We start from the raw sequence: 12,509 nt of genomic DNA on the forward strand, positions 1-12,509 counted from the left end.
AGCGGTCCCGGGAGATGGCTAGCCTCCGTGCGCATGCGCGACGCGGAGCCGGTTCGTCCCCGAGTGGATGAGGTGGAGCCCCTGCCGTCCTGGGCCGTGTGGCTCGGGGCGTTGGGGTGGTGGCTCGCGGATGCGCTCATCTCCGTGAGCCAGACGCAGCTGCTGCAGCGCATCGGCGAGCTGAAGGTCGTGGAGGGGGCGCTGTGGCGGATGTCGCTGGCCAGCTCCCTGCTGTGGGTGCCGATCACGGTGATGTGTCTGCGCCTGTCCGAGCGGGTGCCCCTGTCGCGGGGGCCCCTGCGGCGGGCGCTGGGCTTCCACGGAGGGGCGCTGCTCGTCGTCGTGCTGGGGCGGGCGACTTTCGTCGTGCTCACGCAGGAGCTCATCGGCTGGTACGAGCGCACGCCGCAGGTGCTCGACGTGCTCGCGCAGAGCGTCGTCAACAACCTGCTGCCCTTCGTGTTGCTGACGGCGGGCGCGCATGCGCTGGGGCTGGCGCGCCGCGCGCACGTGCGTCAGCGTCGCGCCGACCAGCTCCAGGCGCAGCTCGCGCAGGCGCGGCTGCAGGCCCTGGCGTCGCAGCTGCGCCCCCACTTCCTCTTCAACGCGCTCAACGCCGTGTCCTCGCTGGTCCACGTGGACCCGGACGCCGCCGAGAAGATGCTGGCGCGCCTGGGGGACTTGCTGCGCCACAGCCTGGAGTCCCATGCGCGGCAGGAGGTGACGCTGCGCGAGGAGCAGCAGGCGCTGGCGCCGTATCTGGACATCGAGCAGACGCGCTTCGGGCCGCGACTGGAGGTCGCCTGGAGGCTGGGGCCCGACGTGCTGGATGCGCGCGTGCCGTATCTGGCGTTGCAGCCGTTGGTGGAGAACGCCATCCGTCATGGGCTGGCGCCGCGCGCGGAGCCCGGGCGCATCGAGATCTCCGCTGAGCGGGAGGGCGACGTGCTGCGCCTGTGCGTGAGCGATGACGGGATGGGCCCCCCCGTGAGCGGCCCTCCGCGAGGTGGCGGGGTGGGGCTGTCGAACCTGCGCGCCCGGCTGGCGACGCTGTACGGGCCTCGTGCCGTGCTGGAGCTGCGCGCGGGGACGCCTCGCGGCGCGGTGGTGGAGCTGCGGGTTCCGCTCGATGACGCGCCCGGCGCGGAGCGGGTGGCCGCATGAGCGCCGCGCGTGGGGGGGCGTGATGGAGCCCGCCTCCGGGGGCAGGGTGATGATGGGCGGCAAAGAGGTCGTGGAGCCGTCGGTGCTTCGCGTGGCGCTCGCCGGAGCGGGTGGCGGCAGGAGGGCCGCGCGTGGAGGGGGCAGGGTGATGATGGGCGGTAATGAGGTCGTGGAGCCGTCGGTGCTTCGCGTGGCGCTCGCCGGAGCGGGTGGCCGTATAAGAGCCGCGCGTCGGCGTGTCGTGATGGAGCGCGCGTCCGGGAGGGCCGGGTGATGATGGGCGGTGGTGACGCGGTGGAGCCGTCCGTGCTTCGCGTGGCGCTCGCGGATGACGAGCCACTCGCCCGTTCGCGCCTGCGCGCATTGCTCGCCGCGGAGCCGCATGTCGAGCTCGTCTCCGAGGCCGCCAGTGGCGCGGAGGCCGTGCGTGGCGTGCTCCAGTCCTCGCCGGACGTGCTGCTGCTGGACGTCGAGATGCCAGCGGGAGACGGCTTCGAGGTCCTCCGCGCGCTGCCGCCCGAGTCGCTGCCCGTGGTCGTCTTCGTCACCGCGTGGCAGCAGCACGCCGTGCGCGCCTTCGAGGCCCAGGCGTTGGACTTCCTGCTCAAGCCGTATGACAAGGAGCGCTTCCGCGCCGCGCTCGCCCGCGCGCGCCAGCAGGTGCGGCTGGTGCGTCGAGGCGAGGCGGTGGCTCGGCAGGAGGCGCTCCTGTCCGGGCTCGCGCTGGCGGAGGCCCCGCTGCGGCGTCTGCCCGTCAAGGTGGACGGTCGCATCCGCTTCGTCGACTGCTCCGCCATCTCCCACGTCGAGTCCGAGGCCAACTACGTGCGCGTGCACGTGGGCGCGGAGCAGCACGTGCTGCGCGAGACGCTGACGCACCTGGAGGAGCGCCTGGACACACGGCGCTTCCTGCGCGTGCACCGCTCCGTGCTCGTGAACCTGGACCAGGTGCGCGAGGCGGAGCCGCTGTCCCAGGGGGAGTACCTGCTGGTGCTCGGCTCGTGCGGTACCGCCGTGCGCACCGGTCGCAGTCACCGCGCGCGCGTCGAGGCTGCGCTGGGATTGGGAAGCGACAGCGCCCGCTGAAGGCGCCGTCCCTGGTGGCGCGCCATCCATCCCGCGCCCCCCTCGCTTCATCCCCGCTTCCCGGACAGGCGAGCGGGCACCCTGTACCTCTACGGCCATGGCGAGAGCGAGCCCGGCTCCTTTCGCCACACCCGAGAGGAGCTCACCATGTCGTCGTCCCGTCGCATCCCCACGCTGCTCGCGACGCTCGCGCTGTCCGTCGCGACGTCCGCCTCCGCCTCCGCGCCCAGCACGCCGGAGGTGCTCTCCCCCGGCTTCATCTCCCTGCCCGAGCAGGAGGAGTGGCGCATCGCCTTCACGCCGGACGGCCGCACCGCGTTCTGGGGCGTGAGCGCCGGCTTCTTCCCCGAGACGCGTCAGGCCACCATCGTCTTCTCCGAGTGGCGCAACGGCCGCTGGACGCAGCCCCGCCCCGCGTCCTTCTCCGGCGTGCACTCAGACATCGACCCGTTCGTCTCCCCCGACGGACGCCGCCTCTTCTTCTCCTCCATCCGTCCCGTCAACGGCCAGCCGCGCGCGGACGTGGAGATGTGGGTGGTGGAGCGTCGCCGCGATGGCGGCTGGGGCGAGCCGCGTCACCTGGGCGCCGCGGTCCACAGCACCGCCGACGAGCTCTACCCGAGCGTGGACGCGGAGGGCACGCTGTACTTCGGCTCGGACCGCGAGGGCGGCTACGGCGGCTGGGACATCTACCGCTCGCGCCCGCGTCACGACGGCTCCTACGGCCCCGCGGAGAACCTGGGACCCGCCATCAACACCGAGTCCTGGGAGTTCAACCCCAACGTCCTCGCGGACGGCAGGACGCTGCTGTTCGCGTCCATCGCCCGCCCGGATGGCCACGGCTACGGTGACCTCTACGTCGCCCGCAAGACGTGGCGTGGCTGGCAGCCGGCGCGCAACCTGGGGCCGACGGTGAACACGGACCTGGACGAGTACCACCCGACGCTCTCGCCGGACCAGCGCACGCTCTACTTCGTGCGCCACCAGTACGAGCCGTTCGTCCCCGGGGAGCTCTACCACGTCCGCGTCGGCGGGCTGCTGTCCGACGACGGCACCTGCGACGTGAGCCACTGAGCCACCGCGTGAGCGCCTCCGCCCGGAGTCATCCCTCTTCCGGGCGGAAGGGCCCCGCGCGAGCATCTCAGCGCGACTGCAGGCGCAGGTTGTCCAGGGCCACGTCGGGGTGGCCCTCGGGCAGGTCGACGAAGAACGCGACGGGCTGCGCGGTGCCCAGCTGGAAGTTGGCGCGCACCCGCTTCGCCACCGCGTCACACGGCATGCGTGGCTCCCGCCCGTCGGCGGTGATGAAGCCGCACATCATCCCCCGCGTGGCGCGCGACGTGTCGAAGGCCACGGCCCAGCCGCGCCCCGGCACGAGCGCCTGCCGCGTCGCCACCCACCGCTGTCCGCCGCGAAGCAGCGACGCGAAGCGCGAGGTCTCACCCCGGGTCCACGTGGCCGGCACCGGCACGGACGCTCCGGGCTCCAGGATGCCCACCCCCACGCGCTGCGAGCGGTACTCGAAGCCCTGGGCCAGCGTGTCGGAGACGACGACCCACTCCGTCACCGCGGCGGCGCCGGAGTCCGCCTCCAGCGAGAGCTTCAGCGTCTGCGTGCCTCCGCTGGTCGCGACGAAGGTGGTGGCGACGAGCCCCGCGGCCTCGCCCGGACGGCTCTGGGGCCTGGCTCCGCGCAGGAGCGTCTGGCCGCCCAGGGTGAGGGTGACTCGCGGCGGCGTGGCCTCCAGCGCGCGGACGCGGACCGACACGCGATAGCTCATGCCGGAGACCACCCGCGCGGGCGGCAGCGAGAGGGGGCTGCTCCGCCCGACGGGCACCAGCGGCTCGTTGGGGAAGCGCACGCGCTCCCAGGCGGAGCACGTGGCCTCGACGCAGGGCCAGGGCTTGGGAAAGGCCTGCGGCGTGAGCGGGGCGCGGCGCAATAGCCAGACATCGTGCTCCAGCCACAGGTGGAGGTTGGGGAACAGGCCGGGCGATTGGGCATCGCAGACATCCGAGGCGCTCCTCGACTCCACGAGCTTGCGCGTGAAGGCCAGCCGCGCGTAGCCCAGCCCCGCGTCTCCCGGGCCGCGCGCGGTGCGCTCGGGGTCCTCGCAGAGGAAGTCGTAGTCGTGCGCCAGGAACACCCACGAATCCCACACGGCCACGGGCCCGAGCAGCTCCTCGGTGCCCAGCGCCGTGTTGCGCTGGGTGATGCCCGCGCCCGAAGAGCCGTGGCAGCCATGCAGCTCGGTGAGGCGAGCGTCCGTGCCCGTCGACGTCACGCCCAGCGAGACGCGGGGGCGGCCGGAGGGGGACCACGGCGTGGAGCGCAGCGGCAGCAGCTGGTGGGCGTCGTAGTAGTGGTAGTTGAGCGTGGGCTCGTGGCCGGCGTAGCGCGTGTAGTGGCGCCAGAGGTCGGAGCCCCGGTCCGCGGGGATGGTGTAGACCTCGTGGGTCCACGACATCGAGACGGGGAGGCCCTCGCCCTCGGACCCGGCCACGCCCAGGTAGTCATAGCGACAGCCGGGGCTCGAATCTCCGCAGTCGAGCAGCGCGGTGTCCGCGCGGGGGAAGGCCGCGGGGCAGCGGTAGTCGCCATACGGCCCTCCGCAGCGCGCCACCACGCGGCAGCCGTAGGACGTCGTGCTGTAGCCCGGCCCCAGCGGTGTCTTGCGATAGCGCGGGAAGGTGCCCGACAGGCTCCGCGCAGTGGCCTCCCAGCCCACCTCGTCGCTGCGCATGGGGTCATACATGCGGACCTCGAGCAGCTGGTTCGCGGGGGACCACACGTTCGTGGCATCCACGCAATGCGCCGCGGTGATGGCCCGGCGCGGTGAGATGAACGTGACACCACACGTGTAGCGCAGCGGTGTTCCATCCAGCCCCAGGACAGGGGCGTGCGTCCCCGGGCGCAGCATGGGGACGAACACCGTCCCATGGCTGAGCCGGCTGCTGGCCAGCGCGCCCGAAGGGCCGAGGTCCACGCGGTAGTAGTCCTGATAGGCCCACTCCACGCGCTGGTCCACGGCCTCCCCCCCGGATGTGTCGGGTGACTCCAGGTGGCCGCCGCAGCCGACGAGACAGGTCATCAGGATGGCCAGATGAAAGCTCGCGCGGACGCGCACGGCGCGTCGTGTCGTGTCCATGAATGTTCCCCCCTCGATGACCCGGCGCGGCGTCCCCTCTCCGCGCGAGTGCTGGTGTCACCGGCACCCCGCATCATGCTGTGCATCTCCCCCGCCCAGAGCCCGCACGACCCGCCCGCGCGTCTGTCGCCCGTCCCACCTTGGAGGTGTTTCACGTCTTCGGGATGGCACTGCTCCCGCGTCACCCCGTGTGCGGGTTGGCGTGGATTTATGCCAATGAACAATGTATAAACGTGTAATCACGGCATATCTTGCCAAGTCGTGATTCCGGCAGGGGCCGGAGTTGCTCATCCCTGGCAGGGGGCGCGGCCGTCCGCGCGGGTGTGAGAACGCGAATGCAACGCATGTTTGAAATGCGCCAGGGAAGCTGGCGCGTGGGAGTGGTGTGCGCGCTGTTGGCCTTGGGTTCGGCGTGTGGGGACGCGGCGGTGGAGCCCGAGTCACCGGTGCCCGAGGTGGTGGAGGCGGACCCGGCGCGTCATCCGGAGCGTCGTGGCATCGGCATGTTGCCGTTGCCGAGCGGGCCGTCGGCGATGGCCATCACGGTGGACCCTCGGGCGTCGCTCATCGTCACCGAGGACGCCATCGTGAGGAACTTCACGCTGCTGCGGGTGATGACGCAGCTGGTGACGCAGTCGGGGGTCGCGGGCCTGACGCCGCTGGCGCTCTTCCAGGACTGGTGGAGCACGCAGGCGCCCCCGGGCTGTCTGCCCGTCTTCAACACCTTCCCCTTCGAGTGTCCGCGGCCGGAGTCGAACCAGGCGTTCGTCAACCCCTTCATCAACCCGGGCACCAACCCCGACGAGTACATCCCGCTGGCGCTGGTCAACCGCTTCGACCTGGCGCCGGTGTCGGGCAGCGACTGCGGTGAGTACCGCATCGTCTTCGGCAAGCGCTCGGGCATCCCGGGCGGCGGCAATCGCAACCTGCTCATCTTCGAGGCGGTGCTGCCCAACCCCAACCCCGCCGCGGGCCTCAATGGCTGTCAGCCGGTCGCCAACTTCTGGGCCTCGCTGACGGGGATGACCACGCTGTCGTCCCGCATCGCCGCGCTGCAGGGCTTCTACTTCAACGGCCTGCCGGGCGCGGGCGTCATGCCGGTGGTGCACATCGACAACTACGGCAACCGCTCCGGGAGCGTGGCGACGGGGCAGGTGCGCACCAACCAGTTCATCGGGCGGCCGTGGACGCTGCGTGAGTTCAGCGTGCGCCGGACGATGTGCGGCGCCACCCCCTGCCAGCTGCGCTTCGTCCCGGTGACGGTGAAGGTCAACCCGGGTGGGACGCTGTTCAACCCGGCGTCCGGCCACGCGCTCGCGCCCACGTTCCAGGGCTCGCTGTTCCCCGGACAGGTGCCCGCGCTGGCCGTCAATGACATCAACCTGTTCAACAACACCATCCCGGACGCGTTCAACAGCGGGCAGAGCCACGTGGGGGTGTTCGAGAACCAGTACGTCGCGCAGTTCGGCCCCGGCCCCAGCCCCTTCCACACCAACGTCCAGGCGGCGATTGCCGCGGCGGGCAGCACGCTGACGCCGCAGCAGGTGGTGGCGCGCTCCATGGCGCTGTCGTGCGCCGGCTGCCACGAGAACAGCAACGGCGCGAACCTGGGCGGCGGGCTCGTCTGGCCTCCGTCGGGCGGCTTCGTGCACGTGGGTGAGCAGTTCGACCCGCTTTCGGGGGTGTTCGGCCCGCGCTACCGCATCTCCCCGGCGCTCACCAACGTCTTCCTGCCCCACCGCAAGGCGGTGCTGGAGACGTTCCTGAACGCCTCGTGCGGGGATGCCACGTGCCAGCCGTGGGAGACGACCACCGTCTGCCCGGCTGACTGCCCGTAGTCCTCGGTCCACCAAGGTTCGGATGTGGGCGCGGAGGCATGTCTATACTCCGCGCCCACCATGACGGCGGACTCCCTCAAGCAGCACCTGCGGCGCACGCTCCGGCGGGATTTGTGGCTGACGCTCACCCCCGCGCTGCTCCTCATCGGCGTCGCCTTCGCCGCCGCGTTCCACTTCATCAAGCCCGCGCCGCCCAAGACGCTGGTGCTGGCCATGTCCCAGGACGAGGGCGGCTTCCGCTACTACGCGCGGAAGTACCAGGACTTCCTGGCCAGGCACGACATCAAGCTGGAGCTGCGCTCGACGAAGGGCTCCATCGAGAACGTGGCGCTGCTGGCGGACGAGTCCTCGGGCGTGGACGTGGCCTTCGTGCAGAGCGGCACGGTGGCGGGGGAGGCCGCGGGGAACGTGGTGTCGCTGGGCAGTCTGTCCTACGTGCCCCTGTGGGTGTTCTACCGGGGTGAGCCCCTGGAGGACGTGCGCCAGCTCAAGGGCCGCAAGGTGGCGGTGGGGCCGGAGGGCAGCGGCACGCGTGCGCTCGCCATCACGCTCTTGAAGGCCAACGGCATCGACGAGGCGCCCACGGAGCTGATGCCGCTGGAGCGCGAGGCCGCCATCGAGCAGCTCAAGCAGGGGACGGTGGACGCCATCTTCCTCATCTCTCCGGCCGAGTCGCCCGCCATCCACCGGCTGGCGGCGGTGCCCGGCATCCGGCTGTTGAGCTTCACGCGGGGCGCGGCGTACGCGCGGCGCTTCCCGTACCTGTCGAGGCTGGTGTTGCCCCGGGGTGTGTTCAACCTGGCCTCGGACGTGCCGGCCGAGGACGTGGTGGTCATCGCGCCCACGGCGAACCTGGTGGCGCGCGACTCGCTGCACCCGGCGCTGGCGTATCTGCTGATGCGCGCGGCCAGCGAGGTCCACGGCAAGGCGGGCCTGTTGGACGGCGCGGCCGAGTTCCCCGCGCCCCGCGAGACGGGCTTCCCGCTCAGCGATGAGGCGAAGCGCTACTACGAGGCGGGGGTCCCCCTGCTGCAGCGCTACCTGCCGTTCTGGGCCGCCAACCTGGTGGACCGGCTGTGGGTGATGCTGGTGCCCATCATCGCGGTGGTGGTGCCGCTGTTCCGGGCGGTGCCGGCGGTGTACCAGTGGCGCATGCGCTCGCGCATCGTGCGTTGGTATGCGCGGCTGAAGGAGATTGAAATCCAGCTCGATGAGAACCCCGGGCAGCAGATGCTCGAGGACATGCTCAAGCGCCTGGAGGAGGCGGAGCGCGAGGTCAATCGCATCCCCATGCCGCTGGCGTACGCGGAGAACCTCTACTTCTTCCGCGAGCACATCGAGGTGGTGCGCCGTCGCCTCATCCGTCGGCTCTCCGGTGGGCGGGACGGGGCGGACGCGCACGCGCACTCCGCCAGCGCGTAGTCGGCTCGGACCTCGCGCGGGGCGCTCGCGTGGGCGCCACGCCCGGGGTCGTGGGGGCGCGAGGTGTCGGCCCCGGCTCGGGGCTCCACCCGCCCGGCGCCGGCGACAGCCCCGCGCCCGTCACGCGTAACGGGGGCACGGGGGACTGGCCCCCTCTGCGTGCTTCGGTCGACGCCTCCCGTCATGGCCACGCGCAGCACCTGACAGGCGCGCATCAGGCGCCGCCGCGTGTTCACGTGGGTGAGCCCGAGCTGTGCGGCCATGGTGCGTCCATCCAGGTCCCGCTCGAAGCGCATGACGCAGGCCTGGCGCAGGGCTTCCGGCAACTGGGAGACGTGGCGCCACAGGAGCCGGGCCCGCTCGCGCTCGAGCAGGAGGTGCTCGGGCGAGGGGGCGTGGAGGGGGGCCGTGGCCTCGGTGCACGTGTCGTCGGTGAGGTCGTCCGCGCGGCGGGCCCGTGCGCGGTGCTGGTCCACACAGGTGTTGTGGAGGATGCGCGTCAGCCAGGCCTCGGGGTTGTGGAGGCGGTGGGACTCGCGGGGCCAGGCCTCCGCGGCCCGGAGCATCGCGGCGCCCAGCGCGTCCTCCGCGTCGGCGTGGTTGCCTCCGAGCTGGCGCACGCTCCTGGCGAGGAGCCTCGGTTGGTGCTGCCGCCACAGCTCCCAGAAGCGGGTCGACGTCGTTTCGTTGAGAGTCTTCACCGTGGGCTCACCCCTGCGTGTGAGGCCCCCTTGAGCAACGGCCATGCCCACGCCTGTCCCTCGGACGGCGGCGCCCGGAAGCGTGGACTGGCATGTCAGCGTCGGGCGCTGACATGTCAGCCGAAGGCCCGGGGAGGCTGGCGTCAGACTCGACCCGGGCCTCCTCGGTGTAGCCTGGAGGAGAACCCCGGCTCCGGCGCCGAGCGTCCCCCTCATGTCGCAGCGATTCCTCGATGATGTCTCCACCGCCAGCCCCCCGCGGCGTGGCGGCGACTCCCAGTCCGCGCCCCTGGCGCCGGCGCTGACGCTGGTCTCCCATCCGCTCGCGTCGAGGGTGGGGGAGCGCTACGTGATGGAGGCTTTGCTCGCGGGGCGTGAGGTGGCCCTGTCGCGCAACGAGCCGCTCTTCACGCGCGTGGGGGAGGGGGTGGGGCGACCGCTGGCGGACCCGTTCCTGAGCCGACGTCCGCTGCGCTTCCTGCCGCGTCCGGAGGGCGGGCTCCGGCTGGAGGTGGACGCGGAGGGCACGTCCGTGGTGGTCGGAGGTGTGCCCGGGGGTGCGTGGGATTTCCGGCCGGAGGTGCTCGCGGCGGGGGTGACGCTGGAGCTGGGCGGGCGGGTGGTGGTGCTGCTGCATCGCGTGGCGCTGGACGCGGAGCGCTCGGCGGACACCCTGGGCATGGTGGGGCAGAGCCTGGCCCTGGGCCGCGTGCGCACCCGCGTGCGGCAGGTGGCGGACCTGGAGGTGCCGGTGCTCGTGCGGGGGGAGACGGGCACGGGGAAGGAGCTGGTCGCCCGGGCGCTCCATCAGCGGAGTCCTCGTCGCAGGGGGCCGTTCATCAGCGTCAACCTGGGCACGCTGGCACGCGAGCTCGCGGCCTCGGAGTTGTTCGGCGCGCAGCGCGGGGCCTACACAGGTGCGTCGCAGAGTCGCGAGGGGTTCTTCCGCGCGGCCCATGGCGGCACGCTCTTCCTGGACGAGGTGGGGGAGGCTCCGCCGGAGGTGCAGGTGGCGCTCTTGCGCGTGCTGGAGACGGGGGAGGTGTTCCCGGTGGGGTCACATACGCCCGTCGTCACGGACGTGCGGCTGGTCGCCGCGACGGACGCGCCCTTGGAGGAGCTCATCGAGCAGGGGCGGTTTCGCGCACCACTGTTGCATCGGCTCTCCGGTTACACGCTCCAGATGCCGGCGCTGCGGGATCGGCGTGAGGACATCGCGCTGCTCTTCCATCACTTCGCGCGGCTGGAGCTGGAGTCGCTGGGCGAGGCGTGGCGGCTGGAGCCCGAGGACCCCTACGCGGAGCCGTGGCTGCCCGCGTCGCTGGCGACGCGGCTGTTGGACTTCGAGTGGCCCGGCAACGTGCGCCAGCTTCGCAACGTGGTCCGGCAGCTGGTCATCAGCAGTCGGGGGCAGCCTCGGCTCCAGGTGGATGCGTCGCTGGAGGCGGAGCTGGGCTCCGGCAGGCGCGAGGAGCCCGTGGCGCTGACGCGCCGCAAGCCGGCGGAGGTGTCGGAGCGGGAGCTCCTGGAGGCGCTGCGGGAGTGCTCGTGGGATTTGAAGGGCACGGCGGAGCGGCTGGGCATCACCCGGGCGTCGCTCTACAACCTGGTGGACCGCAGCCCGCATATCCGCACGGTGAAGGACGTGAGCGCGGAGGAGATCTCTCGCTGCTTCCACGAGTGCGCGGGGGACCTGGACGCGATGGTGCGACGGCTGGAGGTCTCCCGGCGCGCGCTCCAGCGGCGGGTCCGTGAGCTGGGGCTCGGGCCCGCCGAGTGATGGCGTCATCCGGCGTGGCGGGCTCTCGCGGCCACGCTCCATTCAGTCGAACGACGTGAGGAGGCTCGCGTGATGAAGTTGCATGGGATGGCAGTCGTGATGTGGCTGGGAATGGGGTGTGCTCCGGAGCAGGCCGCGCCCGAGGAGGTCCTCGAGACGGGGGCGCAGGCGCAGGACGTCGAGTGTTCCAAGCTGCGGGAGGTGTCTTGCACCTTGGTGCACGGACTGTGTCCGAAGATCGCGCCGGACGAGGTGTGCACCATCACCATCGGACGGGGGCCGGAGCCGGTGACGCCCGCCTTCTCCTGCATCCATCGGAGGCAGTGGCTCAAGCTCCGGCTGGCTGAGGACGTGTCGCACGCCACCATCCACTTCGACGGTGACCCCTCGGGTCACCTGTTCGAGGGGGAGCCGTCGGACATCGTCAAGCTGGACTCCTGGTACAGGCCTTCGTGGTGCGCAAAGGTCTCGGCCAAGGCGTGGTGGATGGACTATCCCTTCCGGGTGTCCTCGGGCACGGGAGAGGGCCAGCCTGGAGAGCTGGAGGTGGTGAGGGATCCAGGCGAGCCCGAGGAGGGGTGAGGACCGCTTGCTCAACGCGGTGAGGTCGTGAGCAGGGGCACCCAGGTCCGCCCGAGTCGAGGGCGGGCCACCAGCGCGCGCGACAGGGCCTCACGGGCCCGCGCTTGTTCATCGAGGGGCTGCGTGGGCGATGAGCGCACGCGCAGGAGTTCCAGCGCCGCATGCAGTGCGCGCGCCTCGAGGTCATCGGGGCGCACCTTCAGCACCGCGGATGCATGCGCGAGGCCTTGCTCCAGCGCGTCGCCTGGGGAGGCATCGGCGAGATGTCGGGCGAGGGCGTGGTCCATGAGGAGTCGCGCGAGCGCGAGCCGGTCGTCATGGGGACGCGCGCTGAGGGCGAGCACGGCTTCGTGCGCCTGCGCCGCCTCGGTGAAGACCGCCTCTTGTTCCCGCGGGAGGCCGGAGGGCGGAGGGCTCGCGATGAGGGGGGCTGTGCCTCGTGTCCCTCGCCATACGAGCGCCCTCAGGCGTCGGGCCTTCGCCACATAGCGCAGGGCTTCCTCATCGCGGGGATTGCGCGTGACCGCTTCGCGCAGCGCGAGCTCGGCGGCTTCGAGCGGGTGGACCACCTCAAGGGCGTCCCGCGGATTGCGCTGGGCCGCGTCGCGAGCAGCAGCCTCGGGCGAGTGGTTCGCAGCATGCTCATCGCGTGGAGCGCGCGTTGCCGCGCCTTGCACCGCATCTTCGCCCGGGTGGTTCGCAGCATGCGCATCGCGTGGAGCGCGCGTTGCCACGCCTTGCACCGCATCTTCGCGCGGGTGGTTTACCGCAGAGGCATCGCGTGGAGC

At 71.7% G+C, this 12,509-nt stretch carries 10 protein-coding genes; 7 read left to right on the plus strand and 3 right to left on the minus strand.

What is annotated here, in order from left to right; genetic code table 11:
- The first annotated feature begins 33 nt into the window (after nt 1–33).
- The 3 genes from K8640_RS41950 to K8640_RS41960 all read left to right on the plus strand — a co-directional run bounded on the left by K8640_RS41950 (nt 34) and on the right by K8640_RS41960 (nt 3,324).
- Entirely contained in the window at nt 34–1,164 is a 1,131-nt protein-coding gene (locus K8640_RS41950) for a sensor histidine kinase (RefSeq protein WP_223752220.1), read from the plus strand.
- A gap of 273 nt (nt 1,165–1,437) precedes the next feature.
- Nucleotides 1,438–2,250: a LytTR family DNA-binding domain-containing protein gene (locus tag K8640_RS41955; protein ID WP_223752211.1), complete on the plus strand. Its 813-nt coding sequence runs from the start codon at nt 1,438–1,440 to the stop codon at nt 2,248–2,250.
- A 147-nt stretch (nt 2,251–2,397) separates the two neighbouring features.
- Nucleotides 2,398–3,324 (plus strand): hypothetical protein, encoded by a 927-nt coding sequence (locus K8640_RS41960; RefSeq protein ID WP_223752212.1) that lies wholly within the window; start codon nt 2,398–2,400, stop codon nt 3,322–3,324.
- A 67-nt stretch (nt 3,325–3,391) separates the two neighbouring features.
- Here the strand turns inward: K8640_RS41960 and K8640_RS41965 are convergent, their stop codons facing one another.
- Entirely contained in the window at nt 3,392–5,398 is a 2,007-nt protein-coding gene (locus K8640_RS41965) for a hypothetical protein (protein ID WP_223752213.1), read from the minus strand.
- Between the two features lie 344 nt (nt 5,399–5,742).
- Between K8640_RS41965 and K8640_RS41970 the strand changes: the two genes are divergently transcribed.
- Both K8640_RS41970 and K8640_RS41975 read left to right on the plus strand, forming a co-directional pair.
- The gene (locus tag K8640_RS41970; RefSeq protein WP_223752214.1) at nt 5,743–7,236 is read left to right on the plus strand and encodes a hypothetical protein; all 1,494 of its coding nucleotides are present in this window, start codon (nt 5,743–5,745) and stop codon (nt 7,234–7,236) included.
- A 60-nt stretch (nt 7,237–7,296) separates the two neighbouring features.
- Nucleotides 7,297–8,658, plus strand: coding sequence for a TAXI family TRAP transporter solute-binding subunit (locus K8640_RS41975; RefSeq protein ID WP_223752215.1), 1,362 nt, complete (start codon nt 7,297–7,299; stop codon nt 8,656–8,658).
- Here the strand turns inward: K8640_RS41975 and K8640_RS41980 are convergent.
- Nucleotides 8,553–9,359, minus strand: a complete 807-nt coding sequence (locus K8640_RS41980; RefSeq protein ID WP_223752216.1) for a sigma-70 family RNA polymerase sigma factor — start codon at nt 9,357–9,359, stop codon at nt 8,553–8,555. The two genes, K8640_RS41975 and K8640_RS41980, sit on opposite strands and share 106 nt — an antisense overlap.
- 214 nt (nt 9,360–9,573) lie before the next feature.
- On the opposite strand from K8640_RS41980, the gene K8640_RS41985 reads away from it, so the two are divergent.
- Nucleotides 9,574–11,139 (plus strand): sigma 54-interacting transcriptional regulator, encoded by a 1,566-nt coding sequence (locus K8640_RS41985; RefSeq protein ID WP_223752217.1) that lies wholly within the window; start codon nt 9,574–9,576, stop codon nt 11,137–11,139.
- 87 nt (nt 11,140–11,226) lie between these two features.
- The gene (locus K8640_RS41990; RefSeq protein WP_223752218.1) at nt 11,227–11,721 is read left to right on the plus strand and encodes a hypothetical protein; all 495 of its coding nucleotides are present in this window, start codon (nt 11,227–11,229) and stop codon (nt 11,719–11,721) included.
- 11 nt (nt 11,722–11,732) lie between these two features.
- Here K8640_RS41990 and K8640_RS41995 read toward each other — a convergent pair.
- Nucleotides 11,733–12,509 (minus strand): hypothetical protein (locus K8640_RS41995; protein WP_370640450.1); only part of this gene is annotated, 777 nt, incomplete at its 5' end.

The sequence above is a fragment of the Myxococcus sp. XM-1-1-1 genome (assembly GCF_020037095.1).
GTDB classification, from domain to species: domain Bacteria; phylum Myxococcota; class Myxococcia; order Myxococcales; family Myxococcaceae; genus Myxococcus; species Myxococcus fulvus.

Bases quoted from the DNA above. Each gene is read 5' to 3' on its own strand.
- K8640_RS41960 (WP_223752212.1), top strand. From the start codon at position 2,398: ATGTCGTCGTCCCGTCGCATCCCCACGCTGCTCGCGACGCTCGCGCTG.
- K8640_RS41975 (WP_223752215.1), top strand. From the start codon at position 7,297: ATGACGGCGGACTCCCTCAAGCAGCACCTGCGGCGCACGCTCCGGCGG.
- K8640_RS41970 (WP_223752214.1), top strand. From the start codon at position 5,743: ATGTTTGAAATGCGCCAGGGAAGCTGGCGCGTGGGAGTGGTGTGCGCG.
- K8640_RS41965 (WP_223752213.1), bottom strand. From the start codon at position 5,398: ATGGACACGACACGACGCGCCGTGCGCGTCCGCGCGAGCTTTCATCTG.
- K8640_RS41990 (WP_223752218.1), top strand. From the start codon at position 11,227: ATGGCAGTCGTGATGTGGCTGGGAATGGGGTGTGCTCCGGAGCAGGCC.
- K8640_RS41985 (WP_223752217.1), top strand. From the start codon at position 9,574: ATGTCGCAGCGATTCCTCGATGATGTCTCCACCGCCAGCCCCCCGCGG.
- K8640_RS41950 (WP_223752220.1), top strand. From the start codon at position 34: ATGCGCGACGCGGAGCCGGTTCGTCCCCGAGTGGATGAGGTGGAGCCC.
- K8640_RS41955 (WP_223752211.1), top strand. From the start codon at position 1,438: ATGATGGGCGGTGGTGACGCGGTGGAGCCGTCCGTGCTTCGCGTGGCG.